We start from the raw sequence: 22844 nt of genomic DNA on the forward strand, positions 1-22844 counted from the left end.
AATACTCACGCTTCACAGGCCGCGAGGCCGGGCGTCGTACTCCTGCCGTGCCGCGATCAGGGCCGGGGTGGCCCGGCGGGCCCACTCGGCGAGCAGCTCCAGGGGCTCGCGGACGTCCTCGGCCAGCGGCGTGATGGCGTACTCGACACTCGGCGGCGCGTCCGGGTGGACGGTGCGGGTGACCAGGCCGTTGCGTTCGAGGTTGCGCAGGTTGAGCGTCAGCATGCGGCGGCTGACGCCCTCGATCGCGCGCTCCAGCTGGGTGAACCTGCGCGGCCCCGCGCCCAGCTCGACCAGGATCTGGATGCACCACTTGTCGCCGATCAGCCGCAGCACCTCGGGCAGCGGGCAGTCGGTGACCTGGTCCGTTACGGCGGTGTTCCGTTGCGACAAGAAAGTGCCTCCTTTCGGACCCGTCGATCATCCTCCAGGATGGGCTCTCGTTACAAGAGGTAACGTTCCTGCTCAGGGGGTTCTGATCGTGCACTACGCGCGCAGCAACGGACATCGCATCGCCTACCAGGTCGCCGGGAGCGGAGGTTCGCCGGTGGTCCTGCACCCCGGGATGTTCGAGGACGGCGGCCACTGGGCGCACCTCGGCTACACCGGCGTCCTGGCCGCCTCCCACACCGTGATCGCCGTCGACCCCCTCGGGCTGGGTGCCAGCGACGCGCCGCACGAGCCGGAGGCGTACGCGGCGGAGCGCCGGGCCGAGTCCGTCACCGCCGTCCTGGACGACCTCGGCCTCGACCGGGCCGCTTTCTGGGGGTACTCGCTGGGGGCCATGACCGGGTACGCCGTGGCCGCGTACGCGCCCGAGCGGCTGACCCGCCTGGTGGCGGGCGGCTTCGACCCGGACGGCTTCCGGTCCCGGGTGCCGGCGGTGCTGGCCGCGCTCGGGCTGCCCGGCGACCACGACGTGTACGAGCTCGTCAAGCAGGGCGCGCTGGGGCACCCGTACCAGGTGGCGGTCATCGAGGCGGGCGACCCGGCCGCGTACCGGGCGAACTACGACAGGTTCTCCCGCGAGCCGGGCCTGGGCCCGCGCCTGGCCGCCTCCGGAGTGCCCGTCCTGATGTACGCGGGCACCGCCGACCCGTGGCACGACCCGATGCGCGACCACGCGCTCGCCCACGGCGCCCGGTTCTTCTCCGTCCCGGACTCCGACCACGGCCAGGCCCCGCGGCGCTCACGCCAGGTGCTGGCCCGGGTGCTGCCGTTCCTGGAGGAGTGCCGGGCCGCGTGAGCGGGGTCAGTTGATGCAGTCCTGCCTGTCGAGCCCGAACGCCAGCTCCCTGACCTTGCCGTTGGAGTAGAGGAAGGCGTAGTAGGCCTTCGGGTTGCCGGGCACCGCGGTGTAGGCGACCCCGCTGGGCGAGGTCCTCAGGCCCGGGTACGCCTTCCTGACCTGCCTGACCGAGGAGCCCAGGCCGATTCCCCGCGGCGTCCGCATCCCCTTCTGTGCCAGGATCACGGCCACGCCGGCCTTCCTGGAGATGTACAGGCCCACGCGCCCCTTCCCGGCCGGGTGCGCCCTGAGGTTCCAGCCGGAGCACAGGCCCGCCCCCGCGGGCAGCTTGAGCACGATCTTCCCGGTGGCCCGCGCCTTGGCGGCGCTCATGCCGAGCTTGACCGGGCCGTAGCCGTACGGCCCGAGGGCGGGCTCCTTCGCGGCGGCCAGGGCGGGCGCGGCGGTGGCGGCCAGTGCCCCGCCGGCCAGCAGCGCGACGAGCAGCTTCTTCATGACTGTCCTCCCCGTTGTCGTGACACGAGGGGATTCGCCCGGCGAGGCCCGGCGGATCAGCCGGACGACTCGCTCCTGCGCAAGGAGGGCGGCACCACCCCGATGGGCGGCGGCGGGTACGGTGGCGGGGCGGAGGTGATGGTCATGAGCGCCGGCAAGCTGAGCCGCAAGCCGTACGAGAAACGACTGATCCGGTTGCAGGCCGAGCTGGTGAAGCTGCAGGAGTGGGTGCGGGCCGAGGGGCGCCGCCTGGTGGTGATCTTCGAGGGGCGCGACGCCGCCGGCAAGGGAGGCACGATCCAGCGGGTGGCCCAGTATCTCAACCCGCGGGTGACCAGGATCGTCGCGCTGCCCGCGCCCACCGAGCGCCAGCGTACGCAGTGGTACTTCCAGCGTTACGTCGAGCACCTGCCGGCCGCGGGGGAGATCGTGCTGTTCGACCGGAGCTGGTACAACCGGGCCGGGGTCGAGCAGGTGATGGGCTTCTGCACCCAAGAGGAGTACACCCGGTTCCTGCACCAGTGCCCGATCTTCGAGCGGTTGCTGGTGGAGGACGGGATCCTGCTGCGCAAGTACTGGTTCTCGGTCAGCGACACCGAGCAGGAGCGCCGCTTCCGCGACCGGCTGGAGGACCCGATGCGGCGCTGGAAGCTGTCGGCGATGGACCTGGAGTCGATCACCCGCTGGGAGGAATACTCGCGGGCCAAGGACGAGATGATGGTGCACACCCACATCCCCGAGGCGCCGTGGTACGAGGTGGAGGGCGAGGACAAGCGGCGAGCCAGGATCAACATGATCTCCCACCTGCTGTCCACGGTCCCGTACGGCGAGGTGGAGCGCCCGCCGCTGAAGATCCCGCCCCGGCCCGCCCCTACGGGGTACCGGCGGCCGCCGAGGGTGGAGACACCGGTGCCCGACGTGACGGGGGATCTCGGCTGACCGCGTACCCGCCCCTACTCGAAGAGGGACGGATCTCCCGTCCCTCTTCGGAGGATCTCGGGCTCGTCCTGCGACAGGTCGATGACGGTCGTGGGGGTGGCGCCGCACTCGCCGGCGTCGAGGACGGCGTCCACCACGTGGTCGAGCCGCTCCTTGATCTCCCAGCCCTGGGTCATGGGATCGGTCTCGTCCGGCAGCAGCAGGGTGCTCGACAGCAACGGCTCGCCGAGCTCGGCCAGCAGCGCCTGCGTCACGACATGGTCGGGGATCCGGACGCCGACCGTCTTCTTCCTCGGATGCAGCAACCGCCGCGGCACTTCCTTGGTCGCGGGCAGGATGAACGTGTAGCCGCCCGGGGTGGCCGCCTTGACCAGCCGGAACACCGCGTTGCTCACATGAACGAACTGCCCGAACTGCGCGAAGTCCCTGCAGATCAGGGTGAAGTGGTGGTCACCGCCGAGGCCGCGGACCTCCCTGATCCGGTCGAGGCCCTCCTTGTTGCCCAGCCGGCATCCCAGGGCGTAGCAGGAGTCCGTCGGGTACGCGATGAGCCCGTCGGCGTTCAACAGCTCGACGACCTGGCTGATCAGGCGGGGCTGGGGGTTGTCCGGATGGACGTCGAAGTACTTGGCCACACCTGATCCTAGAAGCGGGCGGCACCGGCGCGGCACATCAAGGTGCCGGTTCCGCGCAGCGGCCGGTACATTCGACGCGGATCAGTCAGCCGGACGAGAGGTCGAGATGCCCGAGAACCACGGCGCGCGCGGGACGGGCCTGAGGCCGTACGGGTGGATGCTGGTGCTGGCCGCGGCGGTCCTGCTCGTCGACCAGGCGTCCAAGCTGTGGGCGGTCTCCGCGCTCTCGGACGGCCGGAACATCACGGTCATCCCCGGCCTCATCGAGCTGCGCCTGCTGCTGAACCCCGGCGCCGCGTTCTCGATCGGCGAGGGCGTGACCTGGGTGTTCACGCTGACGGCGGCCGCGGCGGTCGCGGGCATCCTGTACGCCGGGCGCCGCCTGCACTCCCCGGCCTGGACGGCCGTGCTCGGCGGGCTGCTGGGCGGCGCCACCTCCCACCTGCTCGACCGCCTGTTCCGCCCGCCGGCCTTCGCCCGGGGCCACGTCGTCGACTTCATCGGCTACGGCGACCTGTTCGTCGGCAACGTCGCCGACATCGCCCTCACGCTGAGCTGCGCCTTCCTCTTCCTCCTCACGGTGCGCGGCGTTCCCCTGGCGCCCGTCGCCAAGGAGTCCTGACCTCCGCACAAGTCAGGGCTGCAGCCGCTCGACGAGGTCGGCGGCGCGGGTGGTGCCGCCCTCCGCGCGCGTCCGCCCGGAGCCGGGCCGAACGGCGGGCGACCTCCGGGTCGGCGGTGAGGTCGAGCAGGGCGGACCGCAGGGCGCCGGCCGTGGCGTCCGCGGTGTCGATTCGGCGGGCCACGCCCAGCTCCACGAGCCGGCCGGACGGGTCCAGCCGTCCTCCTCGCGGCGCGGGCCGAAGCAGGGGCCGACGAAGGTCACCGTGCCGGGCCGACCTGGTCGGCGTGCGGTTGCATGGCCCGGGTGATCAGGGCCAGAGCGCGGGAGGGGACGCCGGAGAAGGCGTCGGCGTCGGTGGTGGTCGTCCCGGAATGCGAGGTGGGCGCGGCGGGGCATGGAAGATCACTCGTTTCGGGTTCGCGGCGGGTGTCCGGGCGACGGAGGCCTCACGGTGCGGCGGCCTCCAGGTCGGCGACGCTGCCCGACATGATCGTCCGTACGTGCGCGGTGATGTGCTCCACCGGCCAGTCCCACCATGCCACGGCCAGCAGCCGGGCGACGTCCTCCGCGCCGTAGCGGGTGCGGATGAGCCGCGCCGGGTTGCCGCCGACGATGCCGTAGTCGGGCACGTCGGAGGTGACCACGGAGCCGGCGCCGATGATCGCGCCGTGCCCGATCCGCACGCCCGGCATCACCGTCGCGCCGTACCCGAACCAGACGTCGTTGCCCACCACGGTGTCGCCGCGGTTCGGCAGGCCCGTCAGCAGGTCGAAGTGGTGCGCCCACGAGCCGCCCATGGTGGGGAAGGGGAAGGTCGAGGGGCCGTCCATGCGGTGGTTGGCGCCGTTCATGATGAACCGCACCCCCGTGCCCAGCGCGCAGAACCTGCCGATGACCAGCTTCTCCGGCCCGTAGTGGTAGAGCACGTTGCGCGTCTCGAACGCGGTCGGATCGTCGGGGTCGTCGTAGTAGGAGTACTCCCCGGCCTCGATCAACGGGGACTTCACCAGCGGCCGGAGCAGCACCACCCGCGGCTGCTCCGGCATCGGGTGCAGGACGGCCGGATCGGCGGGAACGAGCGGATTCATGGACGGCGGCTCCGTTAATGCGACAAGATGTACATTAAGATGGTGGCATGGCGCCGCCCGATGAGCAAACGGAGACCGAACCGATGACGTCCGAGAGCGCGCGGTCCAGGCGCCGCCCGGGTGGCCGCACCGGCCGCGTCCGTGCCCAGGTGCTCGACGCGGTCCGCGCCGAGCTGGCCGAGCGCGGCTACGACGGGCTCGGCCTGGACGGCGTCGCGGCCCGCGCGGGCGTGCACCGCGCGACGGTGTACCGGCGCTGGCGGGACGTCGGCGGCCTGCTCGCCGACCTCCTGGAGGCGACCACGAGCGACGACGACTGGCAGCCCCAGGACACCGGCTCCCTGCAGGGCGACCTGACCGTGCTGAACCAGGAGAACCTGGCCGCCATGACCGCGCAGCCGTCGATCGCCGCCGCCCTGATCGCGGCCTCGTTCCGTTCGGAGGAGGCCGCCCGCGGCCTGCGGCGGCTCTGGGAGGACCGCTACGCGCGCTGCGAGGTCATCGTCGGCAGGGCCGTGCGGCGCGGCGAGCTGCCGGCGGGCACCGATGCGCGAGTGCTGCTCGTCGCCGCCACCGCGCCGCTCTACCACCACCTGGTGCTGCTCCGCACGCCACCGGACCCGGACCTGCCCGGACTGGCCGCCAGGGCCGCCGCCCTCGCCGCCTTCGCCGGCGCCTTCGTCAAGGACCCGCCGGTCGCGGGTGCCCCGGGATGAGCGGGTCTCACCCCCACTGGCCGGGCCGGTAGTCGCCGGCCGGCTGCCGGGTGATGACGTTCAGCCGGTTCCAGGCGTTCATGACGGCGATCAGGCTCACCAGGGCGGTGAGCTGCTCCTCGTCGTAGTGCCTGGCGGCCTCGGCCCAGGCCTCGTCCGTGACGCCGCCGGCGCCGTCGGCGATGCGGGTGCCCTGCTCGGTCAGCTCCAGGGCGGCGCGCTCGGCCTCGGTGAAGACCGTGGCCTCGCGCCAGGCCGCGACCAGGTTGAGCCGCACGGAGGTCTCCCCGGCGTGCGCGGCGTCCTTGGCGTGCTGGTCGACGCAGACGGCGCAGCCGTTGATCTGGCTGGTGCGCAGCTGCACCAGCTCGCGCGTGGCGGCCGGCAGGGACGAGTCGTGCGCGGCCCTGCTCGCCGAGACGACGTGCTTCACGATCCTGGCCCCGACCGGGTTGCCTGCGTAGTCGAGACGGGCGTCCATGGTGATCTCCTTGCGTGTCGACGGTTACACCCCACCGACGAAGCGGACCGGCGCCCGGGGACGGCGCGGAGGAGAATACCGGTGAGTGTCCCCTGCGCGGCCGCCGGTTCGTCGTAGAGGAGAGAGCCCACGTCGCCCCTGCGGAGGTCGCATGCAGTACGCCCTGATCATCTACGAGGAGCCCGGCTACCTCGACGGGCTAACGGAGGAGGACCGTGAGGCGGCGTACGCGGACTATCGCGCGCTGGCCGAGGACCCCCGCTACGCCGGCGGTGCGCAGCTGCAGCCGGTCGAGACGGCGACCACCGTGCGCGTGGCCGGGGGCCGGACGTTGCCGACCGACGGGCCGTTCGCCGACACCAAGGAGGTGCTGGGCGGGTTCTGCCTGGTCGAGGCGGCCGACCTGGACGAGGCGATCGAGCTTGCCGCGCGTGTCCCGGCGGCCCGGCTCGGCGGGGTGGTGGAGGTCAGGCCGGTGATGCGGTTCTGAGCGCGCTGGAGGAGGTCTTCCGCGACGAGTGGGGCCGGGTGCTGGCCTCGCTGATCGGGTTCCTCGGCGACTTCGACCGGGCCGAGGAGGCCGCGCAGGAGGCGTTCGCGATCGCGGCCGAGCGCTGGCCCGTTTCCGGCATGCCGGACAAGCCGGGTGCGTGGCTGCTGACGACGGCCCGCAACCGGGCGATCGACCGGGTGCGCAGGGAACGCGCCCTGGCCGGGAAGATCCACCTGCTGCACGAACCCGAGGCCGCCATGGACGAGTTCGACGACACAGCGATCAAGGACGAGCGGCTGGAGCTGATCTTCGCCTGCTGTCACCCGGCGCTGCCGCTGGACGGGCAGGTGGCGCTCACGCTGCGGGCGCTCGGCGGCCTGGAAACCGCCGAGATCGCCCGGGCCTTCCTGGTCTCGGAGGAGACCATGAAGCGGCGGCTGTCCCGCGCCAAGGCCAAGATCAAGGCGACCGGGATCCCGTTCGCCGTCCCCGCCGCGCACAGGCTGCCCGACCGCCTCGACGCGGTGCTCGCCGTCGTCTACCTCATCTTCAACGAGGGGTACCGCGGCCGGACCGACCTCGGCGCGGAGGCGCTCCGCCTGGGCCGGCTGCTGGCCGCGCTGCTGCCGGACCAGCCGGAGGCGCACGGCCTGCTGGCCCTGATGCTGATCCACCACGCCCGGCGTCGGGCCCGCTTCCGCGGCGAGGACCTGGTGCTGCTCGATGACCAGGACCGGTCGCTGTGGGACCTGCGCCAGATCGCCGAGGGGTGCGCGGTGCTCGACCGGGCGATCAGGCTGGGCGGGCGCGGCGCCTACGTCGTCCAGGCCGCGATCGCCTCGCTGCAGACCCGCGAGCCGATCGACTGGCCGCAGGTCGCCGCGCTGTACCGGCGGCTGGCCGGCCTCACCGGCTCCGCGGTGGTCGAGCTCAACGGCGCGGTGGCGCTCGCCCAGGCCGGCGATCCCGCCGCGGCCTTGCGCGCCGTCGACCGGCTCGACCTCGACGGCTACCTCTACTTCCACTCGACCCGCGGCGAGCTGCTGCGCCGCCTCGGCCGGCCCGCCGAGGCCAGGACCGCGTACGGCAGGGCGCTGGAGCTGGCCACCTCGGCCCCCGAGCGCCGCTTCCTGGCCCGCCGGCTCGAACAGCTCTGACAGCCGCGGGCGGCTTGACAGACCCGCGCGCCCTCCTAATACTCGGACCCGAGCAATAGGAGGCAAGCGATTGGGAACGAGTAATCGACGTCCGGTGTCCAACGCGCTGGGCCTGGCCGTGCTCGGGCTGCTCATCGAGTCCCCTGCACACCCGCACGCCATGGCCGCCACCCTGCGCGAACGCGGCCAGGACCGGGTGTTCAAGGTGACCACCGGCTCCCTGTACGACGTCGTACGCGCGCTGGAGCGGGCCGGGTGGATCGAGGCGCGGGAGACCGTCAAGGTCGGCGCCCGGCCGGAGCGCACCGTCTACCAGCACACCCCCCTCGGGCGGGCGGAGTTCACCCGCTGGGTGGAGGAGCTGATCCGCGTCCCGTCCGCCGAGTACCCGAAGTTCCTGTCCGCCGTCGGCTACCTCGGCGCGCTCGGGCCCGGCGGCGCCGTGGAGGCGCTGCGGGACCGCGCCGCCCGGGTGCGCGCGACGCTGGAGGAGCACCGCCGCGAGCACGGCGAGCTGCTGGCGGCCGGCACGGTGCCGCGCCTGTTCGTGGTCGAGGTGGAGTACGCGCTGCGCATGCAGGAGGCCGAGCTCGGCTGGATCGAGGAGATCGTGGCCGACATCGAGACGGGCCGGCTGGCCTGGCCGGACGTGTCCGGCTGGGTACGCGCCCAGGAGGAGGGCCAGTGAGCGGCGACGGCACGATCATGGTGGCGGGCGCGGGGCCCGCCGGGCTGATGCTGGCGGCGGAGCTGACGCTCGCCGGGGCCGAGGTGACGGTGCTCGACGCGCTGCCGGAGCGCTCGCCGTACTGCAGGGGGTTCAACCTCAACGCCCGCAGCCTGGAGCTGCTCGACCGGCGCGGCATCGCCGGGCGATTCCTGGCCGAGGGGCCGGCCGTGCCGGCGGGCATGTTCGCCGACCCCGCCAGGCCGCTCGACCTGACGGTGATGGACACCGACCATCCGTACGTGCTGGGCATCGCGCAGACCCGCGTCGAGGAGCTGCTGGAGCAGTGGCTGGCCGAGCTGGGTGTGCCGGTGCGCTGGGGGCACACAGTCGCCGACCTGGAGCAGGACGGCGACGGCGTCGAGGTGACCGTCGAGTCCGGCGGCCGGAGGTGGCGCACCCGGGCCGCCTACCTCGCCGGTTGCGACGGCAGCCGCAGCCTGGTGCGCAAGCGCGCCGGGATCGGCTTCCCCGGCACGCCCGCCACCCACTACGGCGTGCTCGCGGACCTCGAGCTCGCCGACCCCGCCGCCCTGCCGTTCGGCATGACCAAGGGCGAGCGCGGCACGGTGTTCGTGATCCCGCGGCCCGGCTACGTCCGCATCGTGCTCGACGACCCCGAGCCGCCCGCCGACCGCGACGAACCCGTGACGCTGCCCTACTTCCAGCGGCTGCTGGACGACCAGCTCGGCCGCCACGTGGAGCTGCGCGAGCCGCGCTGGCTCACGCGCTTCGGCGACGCGGCCCGGCTCGCGGACCGCTACGTCGCCGGACGCGTGGTGCTGGCGGGCGACGCCGCGCACATCCACCCGCCGACCGGCGCGATCGGGGTCAACGTGGCGCTGGCCGACGCGGTCAACCTCGGCTGGAAGCTCGCCGCCACAGCGCTCGGCCACGCCCCAGGCGGGCTGCTGCACAGCTACCACGACGAACGGCACGCCGCCGGCGAGCGCCTGCTGAGCACCATCCGCGCCCAGACGGCCCTCGCCGGCCACGACCCCGCCCTCGCCCCGGTGCGGGACCTGTTCGGCGAGCTGGTCGAACGGGTGACCGGCGCCGGCAAGTACCTCGCGGAGCTGGCGACCGGCGTGAGCACCCGCTACGACCCGAGGATCCCCGGCGACCACCCGTGGCTCGGCCGCCTCGCCCCCAACCTGGAGCTGACCCTCGACGGCCGCCGCACCAGCGTCGCCGAGCTGCTGCACCGGGCCCGCCCGATCCTGCTCCGCCTCGGCGACCGGCCGCTGCCGGCCCCCGGCGACGGGGTGGACACCTACGACGCCCGGTGTCCCGCCCAGCCCGGGCTCGAAGGGCTGCTGATCCGCCCAGACGGTCACACCGCCTGGGTCTCCACCACCTCCGACCCCCAGCCCGGCGGCACCCTCGCCACGGCCCTGGCCACCTGGTTCAGCGCCGGCTCCCGGGTGGGCTGAACAACAGGCAGAGCACGGCCGCGGCCACCAGCACCACCGCACACGCCACGAGGGCGGTGTGCAGGGCGGTCACGAACCCGGCGGCGAACGTCTCGGCCGTGACCCGCTCGTACAGGGCGGCCGTGGCCGGGTCCAGGCCGCCGGGCGGCGCGGGCGGGCTGTAGTGGCGGGCCGCGGCGGCACTGTCCTCGACGAACCGGGCACGCAGCGGCTCGGGCAGCAGGCCCGCCCGCTCCCCGGCCTCGGCGCGCAGGGCCGAGGAGAGCCGGGCCGAGAGCAGGACGCCCAGCACGGCCGTGCCGACCACGCCGCCGGCCTGCCGGATCGTGCTGGACACACCGGACGCCGCCACGTACCTGCCGCCGAACCTGTCCGACAACCGCCCCGCGTACGCCGAGCCGGCCGCGGTGAGCACCGCGCCGGGCAGCAGCACCAGGCCGGTCTCCAGCGCCGAGTACCCGCGCGCCAGCTGCAGGTACAGCACCAGCGCGAACATGACGCCGATCATGCCGAGCTGGAAGACGAACCCGGCCGCGTTGCCGACCGCGAAGTTCCGCACCCTGAACAGGGCCAGGGGCATCAGGGGCGCCTCCCGCCGCCGTTGCAGGAGCACGAACGCCACCAGCAGCGCCACCCCCGCCACGATCGGCCCCGCGACGGTGGCCCAGCCGTAGCGTTCGCCCTCGATCAGGCCGAAGACGACGCCGCCCAGCCCGGCGGTGGCCAGCGCGACGCCCGCCAGGTCGAGCCGCTGGGCCAGGCCGGAGCGCAGGGGCGGCACGAAGGCCAGCGCCAGCACGGCGGTGACGATCCCGATCGGGACGTGTCGAGCAACGACATGAAGAAGCCGATGCACATGATCGCGAGAACCAGCCACGGCCGCTGCGTGGCCGGTTGCTCGCCTGAAGGGCCGACACGCGTCGTCGCCACCATGCGAAGCACCCTTTTCCAGGATGTGGTGAGCGACTTCCACCTTCCCCGCGTCATCCGGACGCGGGTGAAGCTGGTTGGCGAGGCGTGAGGCCCGACGGTGAGAAGCCAGGCCGGAGCCTAACACACCGCCGCGCGGCCTCACCCTTGATCGCCCCCAGGCCGTCCTCGTAGCTGCCCCGGCCCCACCAGCCGTGGACGGGTGGGGTGTGGCCGCCCTGCTGTCAGTGGCCCGTCAGGAGGAGGACGAGGGCCAGGCTTCGACGTTTTGCGATCATGGCGTCCCTTCGGACTGCGAGCGCAAATCGTTAAGACGATTCCTCCACGCGACGCATGCGGTGTCAAGAGTTCCGGTCCGGGTGGATCGGCGAACCGGTGACAGTGCTCAGGCGGAGTGGCGGCGTACCAGGCGGGCGGGGATGACGAGTTCGGTGGACGGCTCGCCGATGGTGCCGTTCAGCCGTTCGAGCAGCCGCGTGGCCGTGGCCCGGCCGATCTCGCGGGCCGGGTTGGCCATGGTGGTCAGGCCGGGGGAGACCATGCCGGCGGCGTCGATGTCGTCGAAGCCCATCACGGCCAGGTCGTCCGGGACGCGCAGGCCGCGCAGGGCCGCCACGTCGAGGGCGCCGATCGCCATGACGTCGTTCGCGCACAGGACGGCGTCGGGCAGCTCCGGCAGGTCCAGCAGCCGCGCCACGCCCTCCGCGCCGCCCGCGCGGCTGAACGCGGTGTGCTCCACGAGCGCCCGGCCGGCCGGCACGCCGGCCTCGGCGAGGGCCGCGCGGTAACCCGCGACGCGCTCGGCCGCCGGGCCCTCCGCCGCGGGGCCGCACACGAACGCGATCCTGCGGTAGCCCCGGGCGAGCAGGTGGCGGGTGGCCTCGGCGGCGCCGCCCTCGTCGTCGCTGTGGACGACGTCCACGCCCCGCTGGGCCAGCCTGCCGCCGAGCCGCACCACCGGGATGCCGGCGCCGATGACCGGCAGCAGGTCCTCGGCGTGGGTGTGGAACACCGCGAAGGCCAGCCCGTCGACCTGGCGGGCGATCATCTGCTCGATCGCGGCCTGCTCGGCCCGCCTCACGCCGTCGGTGTTGCTGATGATCTGGTCGTAGCCGGCGGGGCCGAGCACGTCCTGCAGGCCGCGGGCCAGGGCCGGGTAGAACGGGTTGGTGATGTCGGGGATGATCAGGCCGATGGTCTGGCTGCGGCTGGTGCGCAGGCCCCTGGCCAGGACGTTCGGCCGGTAGCCGAGCTCCTCGATCGCGCGCAGCACGCGACGGCGCGTCTCCTCCGCCACGGGGCGGCGGCCGTTCAGGGTGTGGGACACGGTCGTGGCGCTCACCCCGGCCAGGCCGGCCACCCGCCTGATGCTCGGCCGCTCGCCCCTGACCGCACGCGGCTGCTCGCCGAGGGGCTGGGGGAGCGCTCCGGAGCCTTCGGCAGGCTCGCGTCCCTCGGCAAGGCCCGCGACTGGGGGAAGGCCCAGAGGTGCGCCGCGTCCCTGGGGGAAACCTTCGGATGCGCCGCGTCCTTGGAGGGACCCTTCGGATGCGCCGCGTCCTTCGAGGAAGCCTTCGAAGGCGCTGCTCAGCACGGCGTTGGCGTCCTCGAGCGTACGCACGCCGCGCGCGACGGCCTCGGCGGGCGGCACCCGGCCGGCCGCCTCCAGCAGGATCGACTCCCACACCTGCCGCAACGGCCCCAGCACCGCCGCCGCCAGGATCCGCGCCCTGAGACCGCCCATCCCGTCGGCCCCGGACTCCGTCACCGATCCCGCCAGAGCCCCGGCCGAAAGGGCCGCCAGAGGCTCGGCCGGAGACCCCGTCGCCGTCTCGGCCAGTGACTCGGCCAGTGACTCGGCCAGCGACTCGGCCAGCGCGCGCTCGCGGGCCGCGAACAGCTCGCGCCCGTGCGCGCGCAGGGTGTCGCTGCCGCGGTACACCCGCCCGAAGAGCGCCAGGTCACCGGCAGGGTTGGCACGCAACAGCCCGCGCAGCGCCACCGCCGCCCGCCCGCCCGGCCGGTGCCGCACCACCTCGGCGGGATCGCCTGCCAGCAGCGGCTCGTGCTCGTAGAAGAGCTGCTCCTTGACGGGGAAGTAGTTGAACACGGTCTTGGCCGACACGTCAGCCGCCTCGGCGACCTCGCTGACCGTCACCGCGTCGAACCCCCGTAGCGCGAACAGCCGCAGCGCGGCGTCGGCGATGGCGCGCCGCGTCTCGGCCTTCTTCCGCTCACGCCTGGCCGGGGGCTGCTGGGTGGGCATGCCAAGACCTTACATCGACCCAATCCTTTTAGCCGCTAAAAACTTTGGCCTTACGGGGCGAATGCGGGTGATGTCCTCGATGTCGGCGGGGTGGCGGGTCCTCCACCTGCAACGGGATCTCCTCGTCCACGGGGCACGTACGCCGGTGCAACATCGTTCCCGTCCAGGCCGGCCCGAGGGCGGGGAGCGCGGCGAGATGGATCACGGCCTTGGCCCCCACCGGCGCCCGCCGCACGACCTCCGGGTCGCCGGCGCTGCCCACCACCATGCGGTCGAGCGGCAGGCCGCCGGGGTCGCGCAGGCCGAGCCCGGTCGCCTTCATCTGCCGTCGGGCGAGCAGGTCGAGGGTGGCCCGGCCGACGCTCCCGGCTGCTTCCGTGACCAGCACCCGCCGCGGAATATGGGTCATGTTGTACTCCCCGATCCGCAAATCGATTTGGTGAACGCAGCATGCGGGCAGGCCCGGACGGATGTCAAGGCGCGTACAGCGGCTGTAAGTTTCGCGGCGCGATGCGTCCGCCCGCCTGGCCGGGAGGACGGCACCCACATGCGGCGGGCCCCCGTGGTCGGCGGCAAGGGGGCCGCCGCAACCTTCCGTCGGCGCCAGGCGGGCGTGAGTCTGGATTAAAGGTCCTCGGACCGGGAGGGCGCAAGAGGGTGGAGCGCTCCAGCCATGTATTTGCGCTAATTGATCGCGATTTTGCGGATCTCCCGTCGTCTCTCACCGTTCACTCACTGAACAGTCAAGCCCTTGACAGCCATATTTCGGCGCGGTAAGCAACTCGTTAGATCCTGAAATCGCCCGACAAATCGTCAAGCGCAACCTCACCAGCAAAGCGCGGTCGGCGCGCGCCTTGCCTGACGTCCCCCCGGTCAGGAAAGGAAGCCCATGTCTGCGTGGCCGAAGCTGCTCGCCGTGGTGTCACTGGTGTTCACCGGTGCCGCGGCGATCGACATCCCACCCGCCGACTACCAGCACGTCCAGCTCGCCCTCGGGCCGTCCGAATTAGGTGAGCCCATGTCGCTCGCGGTCCTGCCCGACAGGTCCGTGCTGCACACCGCCCGCGACGGCACGGTCCGCCACACCGACCCCTCCGGCGCCACGAAGGTGGCGGGCAAGCTGGACGTCTACACCCACGACGAGGAGGGGCTGCAGGGCATCGCCGCCGACCCCGGCTTCGCCGCCAACCGCTTCGTCTACCTCTACTACTCGCCCAAGCTGAGCACCCCGGCCGGCGACGCCCCCGTGACCGGCACCGAGGCCGACTTCGCGCCGTGGAAGGGGCACCTGAACCTGTCGCGCTTCACCCTCAAGGCCGACAACACCCTCGACCCGGCCAGCGAGAAGGTCGTGCTGGAGGTGCCCAACGACCGCGGCCAGTGCTGTCACGTGGGCGGGGACATCGACTTCGACGCCGCGGGCAACCTGTACCTGACCACCGGCGACGACACCAACCCGTTCGAGTCCGGCGGCTACTCCCCGCTCGACGAGCGCACCGGCCGCAACCCGCAGTTCGACGCGCAGCGCTCCTCGGGCAACACCAACGACCTGCGCGGCAAGCTGCTGCGCATCAAGCCGCAACCCGACGGCGGTTACACCGTCCCGGCGGGCAACCTCTTCCCGCCCGGCACGGCGGGGACCCGGCCCGAGATCTACGCCATGGGCTTCCGCAACCCGTTCCGGATGTCGGTCGACAAGCAGACCGGCACGGTCTACCTGGGCGACTACGGCCCCGACGCGGGCGCCGCCGACCCCGGCCGGGGGCCCGGCGGGCAGGTGGAGTTCGACCGCATCACCGCTCCGGGCAACTACGGCTGGCCGTACTGCACCGGCACCAACACCGCCGCCGAGACGTACAACGAGTACACCTTCCCCAGCGGCCCGTCCGGCGCCAGGTACGACTGCGCGGGCGGCCCGGTGAACAACTCCTTCCGCAACACCGGCCTGGCCAGGCTGCCCGCCGCCGAGCCGAGCTGGATCAAGTACGGCGACGCCGGCTCGCCCCCGGAGTTCGGCGGCGGCTCGGAGTCGCCCATGGGCGGCGAGGTCTACCGCTACGACGCCGGCTCCTCCTCGACGGTCAAGTTCCCGCAGTCGCTGGACGGCCGCTACTTCGCCATGGAGTTCGGCCGCCAGTGGATCAAAGCGATCGAGGTGGAGAGCGACGGCACGCCCGGCCTGATCGAGGACTTCCCGTGGGACGGCACGCAGATCATCGACTCGCAGTTCGGCCCCGACGGCGCCCTGTACGTGCTGGACTACGGCACGGGCGGCGGCAACCAGGCGCTGTACCGGATCGAGTACCTCGGCGGCGCGAACCGCAACCCCGTCGCCAGGGCCGCCGCGGACAGGACCTCCGGGAAAGCGCCGCTGACCGTGGCCTTCTCCTCCGCCGGCAGCTCCGACCCCGAGGGCGGCGCGCTCACCCACGCGTGGGACTTCGGCGACGGCACCTCCTCCACCCAGGCGAACCCCACCCACACCTACACGGCCGACGGCACCTTCCGGCCGACCCTGACCGTACGCGACCCGCAGGGCCTGACCGGCACCGCCAGCCTGGTGATCACCGTCGGCAACACGGCGCCCACCGTGACGTTCACCACCCCGGCCGACGGCCAGATCTTCTCCTACGGCCAGGCCGTGCCCTTCCGCGTCACGGTCACCGACCCCGAGGACGGCGCCGTGAACTGCGCGGCCGTCAAGGTGACGTACCTGGTCGGCCATGACAGCCACACCCACGCCATCACCTCGAAGAACGGCTGCCAGGGGTCGATCACCATCCCGCCCGACGGCGAGCACGACGCGGCGGCCAACCTGTACGGCGTCTTCGACGCCGAGTACACCGACCAGGGCGGGCTGACCGGCCACAGCGTCCGCACCCTGCAACCGGCGCACCGCCAGGCCGAGCACTTCGGCGCCCAGCAGGGCATCCAGATCGCGAACCACGGCGGCGCCGAGGGCGGCGCGACCGTCGGCTTCACCGACAACGGCGACTGGATCTCCTTCGAGCCGTACCTCCTGGCCGGAGCCACCAGGCTGACCGCCCGGGTCTCCTCCGGCGGCCCCGGCGGGACCATCGAGGTGCGCGCCGGCTCGGCGACCGGGACCCTGCTGGGCACGCTCGCCGTGGCCGGCACGGGCGGCTGGGACACCTTCACCGACGTCTCGGCCGACCTGAACGGCACCGCCCCTGCCGGCCCGGCCAAGCTGTTCCTCGTCTTCAAGGGCGTGACGGGCCAGGGCAACCTGCTGGACGTGGACGCCTTCACCTTCGCCACGGGAGCCACGACCGCCGAGGGCGAGTCGTACACCTCCGGCTCGGGCGTGCAGATCGCCGACCACGCGCCGGCCAGCGGAGGCAGGACGCTCGGGTACGTGGACAACGGCGACTGGGCGGGTTACGCGAACGTCACCACCGCGGGTGCCACCCGGTTCGCCGCCCGCGTCTCGTCCGGCGGGGTGGGCGGGACGATCCAGGTCCGCTCGGGTTCGGCCACCGGCACCCTGCTCGGCTCGGTCGCCGTGCCCGTCACGGGCGGCTGGGAGAACTTCCAGATTGTTTCCACCGGGCTGACCGGTTCGGCGACAGGGCCGCTGTTCCTGGTCTTCACTGGAGGCAGCGGCAACCTCTTCGACCTCGACACGTTCACGATCACCAGGTAGGCGGCGATGCTGTCCAAACTCCTGACCCTCGCGCTCGTGGCGGCGAGCCTGACCGCCGTCCCCGCGGATCCGGCGTACCAGGTGCTGGTCTTCTCCAAGACCGCCGGGTTCCGCCACGACTCCATCCCCGCCGGCGTCCAGGCCATCCGGGACCTCGGCGCGGCCGGCAACTTCACCGTGACCGCCACCGAGGACGCCGGCGCCTTCACCGACCTGTCCGGATACGAGGCCGTCGTCTTCCTCAACACCACCGGCGACGTGCTCGACGACACCCAGCAGGCCGCCTTCCAGGCGTACGTGGACGGGGGCGGCGGCTACGTGGGCGTGCACGCCGCCGCCGACACCGAGTACGGCTGGCCGTACTACGAGAAGCTGGCCGGCGCGTACTTCAGGAGCCACCCCGCCATCCAGCAGGCCACCGTCCGCACGGAGGACCGCGCCCACCCCGCCACCGCCCACCTCGGCCCCGCCTGGACGCGGACGGACGAGTGGTACAACTACCGCGCCAACCCCCGCCCCTCGGTGCACGTGCTGCAGTCGCTGGACGAGGCCACCTACAGCGGCGGCGACATGGGCGACCACCCCATCACCTGGTGCCACCCCCAGGGCCAGGGCCGCGCCTTCTACACCGGCCTCGGCCACACCATCGAGTCCTACGCCGACCCGGCCTTCCGCAACGTGCTGCTCGGCGGCATCCGTTACGCCGCCGGGGTGGCCAAGGCCGACTGCCGCCCCGAGAACGGCTACACCCCGCTCTACAACGGCTCCACCACCGGCTGGTCCCAGGCGGGCCCCGGCAGCTTCGCCAACGCCGACGCCACCCTGACCTCCCAGGGCGGGATGGGCCTGCTCTGGTACTCGGCCAGGGAGCTCGGCTCGTACTCGCTGAAGCTGGACTGGCGGGTGACCGGCGACAGCAACTCGGGCGTGTTCGTCGGCTTCCCCGCCTCGGGCGACCCGCAGTCGGCCGTGGACAACGGCTACGAGGTGCAGATCGACGCCACCGACACCCCCGACCGCACGACCGGCTCGATCTACGGCTTCAAGGCCGCCGACCAGGCCGCCCGTGACGCCGCGCTGAACCCGCCCGGCTCCTGGAACACCTACGAGCTGCTGGTGGAGGGCGAACGGCTGCGCGTGTACCTCAACGGCGCGCTGATCAACGACTTCACCAACACCGACTCCCGGCGCTCACTCCGGCAGGGCCACGTCGGCATCCAGAACCACGGCGCCTCCGACCAGGTCGCCTTCCGCAACATCCGGATCAGGGAACTGGGCGGCGGCAGCATCACCGTCGAGGGCGAGTCGTACACCTCCGGCTCGGGCGTGCAGATCGCCGACCATGCGCCGGCCAGCGGCGGCAAGACGCTTGGCTACGTGGACAACGGCGACTGGGCGGGCTACGCGAACGTCACCACCGCCGGTGCCACCCGCTTCTCCGCCCGCGTCTCGTCCGGCGGCGTCGGCGGCACCATCCAGATCCGCTCGGGCTCGGCCACCGGCACCTTGCTCGGCTCGGTGCAGGTGCCCGTCACCGGCGGCTGGGAGAACTTCCAGACCGTCTCCACCGCGCTGACCGGTACGGCCACCGGGCCGCTCTTCCTGGTCTTCACCGGCGGCAGCGGCAACCTCTTCGACCTCGACACCATCACCCTGGACGGCGGCACGGCTCCGCAGACCTCCGACAAGGTGCACGTCTTCTACTACCCCTGGTACGGCTCCCCGCAGGTCAGCGGCGGCTGGCGGCACTGGCAGCAGGGCGGGCACAGCCCTCCGGGCGACATCGGCGCCGACTTCTACCCGGCCCTGGGCGCCTACGACTCGGGCGACTTCGCCGGCGCGGTGGCCCAGCACATGAAGTGGATCAGGCAGTCGGCCGCCGGGGTGCTGGTGCTGAGCTGGTGGGGCCGCGGCAGCTACGAGGACGGCCTGGCCCGCGGCGTCCTGGACGCGGCCGCCAAGGAGGGGCTCAAGGTGGCCTGGCACCTGGAGCCCTACTCCGGCCGCACCGCCGCCTCCACCGTGGACGACATCCGCTACATCAACCAGACCTACGGCGCGCACCCGGCCTTCAGCGACGCCTTCTACGTCTTCGAGAGCCTGCGCATCACCGACTGGTCGGCCCTGAGCCAGGTGAACCAGGACAACGTCATCCTGGCCCAGACCACTGACACCTCCAAGATCGCCCACTTCAACGGCATGTACACCTACGACGCGATCGCCGGCGCCACCGCGCCCGGCTGGCAGCAGGCCGCCGATCACGCGCGGCAGCACGGGCTCGTGTGGGCCCCGTCCGTGGGGCCCGGCTACCTCGACGACCGCGCGGTGCCCGGCAACACCACGCCCACCCTCGCCAGGGACAACGGCGCCACCTACGACAAGGAGTGGTCCAACGCCCTCGCGACGGGGCCCACGTGGGTGTCGATCACGTCGTTCAACGAGTGGCACGAGGGCAGCGTGATCGAGCCGGCGGTGCCGCGTGACGGCTACCAGAGTTTCGAGGGCGCCTACGGGCGTACGGGTGCCGCGGCGCAGACCGCGTACCTGGACCGGACGGCGTACTGGGTGGGCCGGTTCGCGGCACCCTCAGAGAGAGCCTGACTGCACGGACAGTGAACGGCCGGGCACGCGTCGGCATCGACGCCGGGCCCGGCCGTCGCGAGACTGGCGGTATGACACCACCATCCGCATCACAGATCCGGACGCCGGCGATCACCACGCCGGACACCCAGCAGACCGTGTCGTTCCTCGGCGAGCTCTACCACCTGCGCGTCACCGGGGACGAGACCGGCGGCGCGTTCGCGGTCGTGGAGACCACGGGCCGCCGCGGGCACGGCAGCCCGATGCACGTCCACCGCTCCGCCAGCGAGACGTTCGTCGTGCTCGAAGGCGAGCTGCGGGTGATCGTGGACGGCCGGGAGCACCTGGCCGGCGCGGGCAGCGCCGCCGTGCTGCCCGCGGGGCGGCCCCACGGGTTCGTGGTGACCAGCGACTCCGCCCGGTACCTGACGCTGCACCACGGCCCGGCCTTCGCCGACTTCCTGGTCGAGGCGAGCGCCGGCCCTGACCGGCTGGGTGAGATCGCGGCGCGGCACGGGATCGACCTCGTGGGACCACCCCCTCTGCCGTGAACGCGACTACTTGACGGGCGATAGCAAGTACTTGCTATCGTCCGTCAAGTGACGACGACCGACGAACACGTCGAGCTGGTGGCCGCGCTGGTCCGGCTGCTGGAGACGCGGGTGCTCGACCCCCTGGAGATCCTGCTGGCCTCCGACGAGCTGCTGGCCCCGATCAAGGACCGGCTGCGCATCGAGGCCGAGGTCTGGGCCGCTCAGCTGCTCGGCCGCGACCAGCGGCAGGCGGCACTGACCGCCGCCAGGCTGATCGCGGTGCTGTTCCCCGGCGACGGGCCCTTCGACCCGCCCGAGCAGTGGTGGCGCACCCCCCTGGGCCGCGCCGTGGCCCGGGGCGCCGGACACCCCTCCGCGACGGCCGTCTCCTACTCCACGGCGGGCGCCATGCTCGGCATCACCCGCCAGGGCGTTCACGACCTCGTCAAACGCGGCAAGCTCGACAAACACCCCGAGGGCGGCGTCACGACCTCCTCCATCCACACCCGGCTCAACCGCCCGAAGGAGAACGCCCCGTGACCGTATCCGACCTCGTCATCGACGACCGCCCGGTCCGCCTGGCCGTCCGCGACCACGGCGGCCACGGCGCCCCCGTCCTGCTGCTCCACGGCCTCGGCGGCACCCTGCTGCACTGGGACGAGCTCGCGCCCCTGCTGACCGGCTCCCATCGCGTCGTCGCGATGGACCTGCGCGGGCACGGCCTGTCCGGCGACGGGCCGTGGGAGTGGGAGGCCGTCCTGGACGACGTCCGCGCCGTCGTCGACCACCTCGGCCTCGCCGAGCCCCTCGTGGTCGGCCACTCCCTCGGCGGCATGGTCGCCGTACAGTGGGCGCTGCGCCACCCGGACGGGCCCGGCATCGTCAACCTCGACGGCCTGCGCTCGGCCGAGACCGAGCCGCGGCACTACGCCGGCCTCGGCCCCGGCGACCTCCAGGCGCTGCTCGCGGAGCTGAACTCCGTCTTCGACGCGCAGGCGGCGGCGATGGCGCAGCCGCTGCCGGAAGCGCACGCCGCCATGTACCCGCAGCGGGCGCTGCTCACCACCGGTGAAGGCGTCTTCGTCCGGCCGAGCGCCGAACTGGCCGGGCAGGTCAGGCACGACCCGTACTTCAAGGACAGCGTCCCGCAGGTGGCGCGGATCCGCTGCCCCGCCCTGTTCGTGCTGGCCACCCGGAACCTGCCCGGCCTGCCCGGCCGCGTCGGCGAGCTCATGCCGGCGCTGCGCGCGGGCATCCGCCGCGACCTGCTGCCCCTCCTCGCCGACCGGCCGCACCTGCGCGTCCTGGAGCTGGACGCCAGCCACGCCATGCAGGCCGAACAGCCGGGCGAGATCGCCCGGGCGGTGCTGGGCTTCCACGCCGAGACCACCGGCCGCTCCTAGCCGGCCAAGCGGACCTGCGGAGTCGGCAAGGATCCCGGCTGGGCATCACCCTCCCGGGCGTGCCGTGGACCTGGCGGGGTAGGCCATCGCCCGGACACGAAGCCCGCGAGAGGGAGCCTCATGGCCACGCGCAACGCCATCGCGCTGCCCGGAACGATCCTCGGAGTCGGTCTCGGCGGCTTCGTCGACGGCATCCTGCTGCACCAGCTCCTGCAGTGGCACCACATGCTGAGCAGCACCGACACCGACAACGCCGGCATCCGGTACTACCCGGTGGACACTGTCCCCGGGCTGCGGATGAACACGGTGTGGGACGGTCTGTTCCACACCTTCACCTGGCTGGCGGTGCTGATCGGGCTCGGCCTGCTCTACTCCCGCGTCACCGCCTCCCGCGGCCGGCTCTGGCGGTCACGGAACCTCTGGGGCTGGATGCTGGTCGGCTGGGGCCTGTTCAATCTCGTCGAAGGCGTCATCGATCACCACCTGCTGGGCATCCACCACGTCCGCACCGGCCCCGGCCAGCTCTGGTGGGACCTGGCCTTCCTGCTCCTCGGCGCGCTGCTGGTGCTCGGCGGCCGGGCGCTGCAGCGGGGCGGCGGGGAGCTCGACCTGTGCCAGGGCGACCAGCGGACATGACGGGCCACCACGCTCACCTGGGCGCGGTGCCGCCTGCCCTGCCGCTCCTCGCCCTGGCCCTGGCGGGCTACCTGACGCTGGCAGTCCGCGCCGGCTCCTGGAAGGGGTGGCGCCCGGCGATGTTCGCCGGCGGGCTCGCGCTCGTGGCGGCGGCCGTGACCGGGCCGATCGCCGCCTGGGCCGCGACCGACTTCCGCGGCCACATGGTGCAGCACCTGCTCATCGGCATGCTGGCGCCGCTCGGCCTGGTGCTCGGCGCGCCGATGACGATGCTGCTGCGCTCCCTGCCCGCCGTCCACGCCCGCCGCCTGGCCCGGCTGCTGCGCGGCCGTGCCGCGCACGCCGTCGCCAACCCGGTCACCGCGCTGGTGCTGAGCACGGGCGGCATGATCGTCCTGTACTGCACGCCGCTCTACCGGCACGCCACGGCGAACGGCTGGCTGCATGAGGTCGTGCACGTGCACTTCCTGCTGTCGGGCTGCCTGTTCGCCTGGGTGATCGCCGGGCCCGACCCGGCCCCGCGCCGCCCCTCCGTGGTGGCCCGGCTGGCGGTGCTGGGGGTGGCGATCGCCGCGCACAGCGGGCTGTCCCAGCTCATGTACGCCGGCCTCGCCGTGGACCTGCCCGTGCCCGGGGAGCAGCGGCGCGGCGCCGCCGAGATCATGTACTACGGCGGCGACCTCGCCGAGCTGCTCCTGGCCCTCGCCCTGGTCGCCACCTGGCGCCCCCACCCAGCGGCGCGGCGGCGGGTGACCAGGGCCACAGCAGGTCACAGCGCCTGACCCGGGCCCGCC

24 protein-coding genes are annotated in these 22844 nt (G+C 72.8%); 16 read left to right on the forward strand and 8 right to left on the reverse strand.

Translation table 11 applies throughout. The features are described 5' to 3' along the window. Positions 1-12: 12 nt before the first annotated feature. Complete coding sequence (locus HD593_RS23685) at positions 13-393, reverse strand: winged helix-turn-helix transcriptional regulator (protein WP_185104308.1); 381 nt, start codon at positions 391-393, stop codon at positions 13-15. An 88-nt stretch (positions 394-481) separates the two neighbouring features. On the opposite strand from HD593_RS23685, the gene HD593_RS23690 reads away from it, so the two are divergent. Next, positions 482-1246 (forward strand): alpha/beta fold hydrolase, encoded by a 765-nt coding sequence (locus HD593_RS23690; protein ID WP_185104309.1) that lies wholly within the window; start codon positions 482-484, stop codon positions 1244-1246. 6 nt (positions 1247-1252) lie between these two features. Here the strand turns inward: HD593_RS23690 and HD593_RS23695 are convergent, their stop codons facing one another. After that, entirely contained in the window at positions 1253-1744 is a 492-nt protein-coding gene (locus tag HD593_RS23695; protein WP_185104310.1) for a hypothetical protein, read from the reverse strand. Between the two features lie 144 nt (positions 1745-1888). Here HD593_RS23695 and ppk2 point away from each other — a divergent pair, with 144 nt between their 5' ends. After that, positions 1889-2683 carry a polyphosphate kinase 2 gene (gene ppk2, locus HD593_RS23700; protein ID WP_185104311.1) on the forward strand — a complete coding sequence of 265 codons (795 nt, stop codon included), beginning with the start codon at positions 1889-1891 and terminating at the stop codon, positions 2681-2683. A 14-nt stretch (positions 2684-2697) separates the two neighbouring features. On the opposite strand, the gene HD593_RS23705 is transcribed toward ppk2, so the two are convergent. Further along, positions 2698-3318 (reverse strand): L-threonylcarbamoyladenylate synthase, encoded by a 621-nt coding sequence (locus HD593_RS23705; protein WP_185104312.1) that lies wholly within the window; start codon positions 3316-3318, stop codon positions 2698-2700. 106 nt (positions 3319-3424) lie between these two features. Between HD593_RS23705 and HD593_RS23710 the strand changes: the two genes are divergently transcribed. Continuing rightward, complete coding sequence (locus HD593_RS23710) at positions 3425-3940, forward strand: signal peptidase II (RefSeq protein WP_185104313.1); 516 nt, start codon at positions 3425-3427, stop codon at positions 3938-3940. Between the two features lie 449 nt (positions 3941-4389). Here the strand turns inward: HD593_RS23710 and HD593_RS23715 are convergent, their stop codons facing one another. Further along, positions 4390-5031 carry a CatB-related O-acetyltransferase gene (locus HD593_RS23715; RefSeq protein WP_185104314.1) on the reverse strand — a complete coding sequence of 214 codons (642 nt, stop codon included), beginning with the start codon at positions 5029-5031 and terminating at the stop codon, positions 4390-4392. Between the two features lie 83 nt (positions 5032-5114). On the opposite strand from HD593_RS23715, the gene HD593_RS23720 reads away from it, so the two are divergent. Beyond that, positions 5115-5747 (forward strand): TetR/AcrR family transcriptional regulator, encoded by a 633-nt coding sequence (locus HD593_RS23720; RefSeq protein WP_185104315.1) that lies wholly within the window; start codon positions 5115-5117, stop codon positions 5745-5747. A 7-nt stretch (positions 5748-5754) separates the two neighbouring features. On the opposite strand, the gene HD593_RS23725 is transcribed toward HD593_RS23720, so the two are convergent. Next, positions 5755-6228 (reverse strand): carboxymuconolactone decarboxylase family protein, encoded by a 474-nt coding sequence (locus HD593_RS23725; RefSeq protein WP_185104316.1) that lies wholly within the window; start codon positions 6226-6228, stop codon positions 5755-5757. Between the two features lie 151 nt (positions 6229-6379). On the opposite strand from HD593_RS23725, the gene HD593_RS23730 reads away from it, so the two are divergent. From HD593_RS23730 to HD593_RS23745, 4 genes are all read left to right on the forward strand, one after another. Continuing rightward, positions 6380-6718 (forward strand): YciI family protein, encoded by a 339-nt coding sequence (locus tag HD593_RS23730; protein ID WP_185104317.1) that lies wholly within the window; start codon positions 6380-6382, stop codon positions 6716-6718. Positions 6719-6756: 38 nt separating this feature from the next. Further along, a complete protein-coding gene (locus HD593_RS23735; protein WP_185104318.1) occupies positions 6757-7878 on the forward strand; it encodes an RNA polymerase sigma factor in 1122 nt (373 codons plus the stop codon). Between the two features lie 94 nt (positions 7879-7972). After that, positions 7973-8566 (forward strand): PadR family transcriptional regulator, encoded by a 594-nt coding sequence (locus HD593_RS23740; protein ID WP_185104319.1) that lies wholly within the window; start codon positions 7973-7975, stop codon positions 8564-8566. Beyond that, positions 8563-10038 (forward strand): FAD-dependent monooxygenase, encoded by a 1476-nt coding sequence (locus HD593_RS23745; RefSeq protein ID WP_312903650.1) that lies wholly within the window; start codon positions 8563-8565, stop codon positions 10036-10038. The genes HD593_RS23740 and HD593_RS23745 overlap by 4 nt, the downstream gene beginning before the upstream one ends. On the opposite strand, the gene HD593_RS23750 is transcribed toward HD593_RS23745, so the two are convergent. Then, the gene (locus tag HD593_RS23750) at positions 10013-10837 is read right to left on the reverse strand and encodes an efflux MFS transporter permease (RefSeq protein ID WP_185104320.1); all 825 of its coding nucleotides are present in this window, start codon (positions 10835-10837) and stop codon (positions 10013-10015) included. The two genes, HD593_RS23745 and HD593_RS23750, sit on opposite strands and share 26 nt — an antisense overlap. A gap of 24 nt (positions 10838-10861) precedes the next feature. On the opposite strand from HD593_RS23750, the gene HD593_RS23755 reads away from it, so the two are divergent. Continuing rightward, a complete protein-coding gene (locus HD593_RS23755) occupies positions 10862-11059 on the forward strand; it encodes a hypothetical protein (protein ID WP_185104321.1) in 198 nt (65 codons plus the stop codon). Positions 11060-11353: 294 nt separating this feature from the next. Here HD593_RS23755 and HD593_RS23760 read toward each other — a convergent pair whose 3' ends face one another. Both HD593_RS23760 and HD593_RS23765 read right to left on the reverse strand, forming a co-directional pair. After that, the gene (locus HD593_RS23760; RefSeq protein WP_185104322.1) at positions 11354-13234 is read right to left on the reverse strand and encodes a substrate-binding domain-containing protein; all 1881 of its coding nucleotides are present in this window, start codon (positions 13232-13234) and stop codon (positions 11354-11356) included. A 28-nt stretch (positions 13235-13262) separates the two neighbouring features. Continuing rightward, positions 13263-13643, reverse strand: a complete 381-nt coding sequence (locus HD593_RS23765) for an NAD-dependent epimerase/dehydratase family protein (protein WP_185104323.1) — start codon at positions 13641-13643, stop codon at positions 13263-13265. A gap of 480 nt (positions 13644-14123) precedes the next feature. Between HD593_RS23765 and HD593_RS23770 the strand changes: the two genes are divergently transcribed. The 7 genes from HD593_RS23770 to HD593_RS23800 all read left to right on the forward strand — a co-directional run bounded on the left by HD593_RS23770 (position 14124) and on the right by HD593_RS23800 (position 22832). Further along, positions 14124-16898 carry a carbohydrate-binding protein gene (locus tag HD593_RS23770; protein ID WP_185104324.1) on the forward strand — a complete coding sequence of 925 codons (2775 nt, stop codon included), beginning with the start codon at positions 14124-14126 and terminating at the stop codon, positions 16896-16898. Between the two features lie 6 nt (positions 16899-16904). Continuing rightward, positions 16905-19499: a ThuA domain-containing protein gene (locus HD593_RS23775; RefSeq protein WP_185104325.1), complete on the forward strand. Its 2595-nt coding sequence runs from the start codon at positions 16905-16907 to the stop codon at positions 19497-19499. A gap of 71 nt (positions 19500-19570) precedes the next feature. After that, positions 19571-20029, forward strand: a complete 459-nt coding sequence (locus HD593_RS23780) for a cupin domain-containing protein (RefSeq protein ID WP_185104326.1) — start codon at positions 19571-19573, stop codon at positions 20027-20029. Between the two features lie 48 nt (positions 20030-20077). Continuing rightward, a complete protein-coding gene (locus HD593_RS23785; RefSeq protein WP_185104327.1) occupies positions 20078-20551 on the forward strand; it encodes a hypothetical protein in 474 nt (157 codons plus the stop codon). Beyond that, positions 20548-21414, forward strand: coding sequence for an alpha/beta fold hydrolase (locus HD593_RS23790; protein WP_185104328.1), 867 nt, complete (start codon positions 20548-20550; stop codon positions 21412-21414). The genes HD593_RS23785 and HD593_RS23790 overlap by 4 nt, the downstream gene beginning before the upstream one ends. 120 nt (positions 21415-21534) lie before the next feature. Then, complete coding sequence (locus HD593_RS23795; protein WP_185104329.1) at positions 21535-22050, forward strand: DUF2243 domain-containing protein; 516 nt, start codon at positions 21535-21537, stop codon at positions 22048-22050. Next, positions 22047-22832: a cytochrome c oxidase assembly protein gene (locus HD593_RS23800; protein WP_185104330.1), complete on the forward strand. Its 786-nt coding sequence runs from the start codon at positions 22047-22049 to the stop codon at positions 22830-22832. The genes HD593_RS23795 and HD593_RS23800 overlap by 4 nt, the downstream gene beginning before the upstream one ends. Positions 22833-22844: the final 12 nt, after the last annotated feature.

This window comes from Nonomuraea rubra (assembly GCF_014207985.1).
Classification (GTDB): Bacteria; Actinomycetota; Actinomycetes; order Streptosporangiales; family Streptosporangiaceae; genus Nonomuraea; species Nonomuraea rubra.

Coding starts and splice junctions, on each gene's coding strand:
- HD593_RS23695 (WP_185104310.1), bottom strand. CDS start 1,744: ATGAAGAAGCTGCTCGTCGCGCTGCTGGCCGGCGGGGCACTGGCCGCC.
- ppk2 (WP_185104311.1), top strand. CDS start 1,889: ATGAGCGCCGGCAAGCTGAGCCGCAAGCCGTACGAGAAACGACTGATC.
- HD593_RS23710 (WP_185104313.1), top strand. CDS start 3,425: ATGCCCGAGAACCACGGCGCGCGCGGGACGGGCCTGAGGCCGTACGGG.
- HD593_RS23715 (WP_185104314.1), bottom strand. CDS start 5,031: ATGAATCCGCTCGTTCCCGCCGATCCGGCCGTCCTGCACCCGATGCCG.
- HD593_RS23720 (WP_185104315.1), top strand. CDS start 5,115: ATGACGTCCGAGAGCGCGCGGTCCAGGCGCCGCCCGGGTGGCCGCACC.
- HD593_RS23725 (WP_185104316.1), bottom strand. CDS start 6,228: ATGGACGCCCGTCTCGACTACGCAGGCAACCCGGTCGGGGCCAGGATC.
- HD593_RS23730 (WP_185104317.1), top strand. CDS start 6,380: ATGCAGTACGCCCTGATCATCTACGAGGAGCCCGGCTACCTCGACGGG.
- HD593_RS23760 (WP_185104322.1), bottom strand. CDS start 13,234: ATGCCCACCCAGCAGCCCCCGGCCAGGCGTGAGCGGAAGAAGGCCGAG.
- HD593_RS23765 (WP_185104323.1), bottom strand. CDS start 13,643: ATGACCCATATTCCGCGGCGGGTGCTGGTCACGGAAGCAGCCGGGAGC.
- HD593_RS23770 (WP_185104324.1), top strand. CDS start 14,124: ATGTCTGCGTGGCCGAAGCTGCTCGCCGTGGTGTCACTGGTGTTCACC.
- HD593_RS23775 (WP_185104325.1), top strand. CDS start 16,905: ATGCTGTCCAAACTCCTGACCCTCGCGCTCGTGGCGGCGAGCCTGACC.
- HD593_RS23780 (WP_185104326.1), top strand. CDS start 19,571: ATGACACCACCATCCGCATCACAGATCCGGACGCCGGCGATCACCACG.
- HD593_RS23795 (WP_185104329.1), top strand. CDS start 21,535: ATGGCCACGCGCAACGCCATCGCGCTGCCCGGAACGATCCTCGGAGTC.
- HD593_RS23800 (WP_185104330.1), top strand. CDS start 22,047: ATGACGGGCCACCACGCTCACCTGGGCGCGGTGCCGCCTGCCCTGCCG.